The organism is Pseudomonas sp. KCJK9111 (genome assembly GCF_046231935.1).
Taxonomy (GTDB): domain Bacteria; phylum Pseudomonadota; class Gammaproteobacteria; order Pseudomonadales; family Pseudomonadaceae; genus Aquipseudomonas; species Aquipseudomonas parafulva_B.
In genome coordinates, this window is record NZ_JBJJMO010000134.1 from 1 (window position 1) to 619 (window position 619).

The window sequence follows — 619 nt, forward strand, 5'->3', positions numbered from 1 at the left end:
CGGCTCGCCTCGGCCACCGATGACGGTGCCGCCAGGGCCGACCAGCACATTGGTGACCGCTTCTGGCGGAGTGATGTCAGGGGCGTCGAACTGCAAGGGTGCCGAGGCATTGCCTGCCGCATCGACGAGGCGTACGTCCAGTGCCTGGCCGTTGGCCTGGGCGGGGGACAGGGTGATGCTGAAGGCGCCGTCTGCGCCCACGGTGCCTGTGCCGATCACGGTGCCGGCGGCATCGCGCACTTGTACGGTGGCGCCTGGCTCACCGCGCCCGGTGAAGGTGACGCCATCGGCCAGGGCCAGGTCGGTGGGTTGCGCAGGCCCTACGAGGTCTGGCGACGTCACGCTGGCGGCCGGCGAAGTGTTGCCTGCCGCGTCAGTGAGGGTGACTTGTAGGCTGCTGCCGTCCTTGACGGCAGGGTCCAGGCTGACGGTGAAGGTCCCATCGGCACCGACGGTGCCCGTGGCGAGCAGGTTGCCTGCCGCGTCGCGCACTTGCACGGTGGTACCGGCTTCGCCGCGACCGCTCAACTGTGTGCCGGCCAGGCCGACCACCAGGTCCACAGGCGCGTCTGGCGGGGTGATGTCACCACCGCCATCGATGTCCGGTGCTGTGACTGCG

At 70.0% G+C, this 619-nt stretch carries 1 protein-coding gene; it reads right to left on the reverse strand.

The window, feature by feature from the left end:
• A partial coding sequence (locus tag ACK59L_RS21500; protein WP_409275957.1) for an Ig-like domain-containing protein occupies positions 1 to 619 on the reverse strand: 619 nt, incomplete at both ends.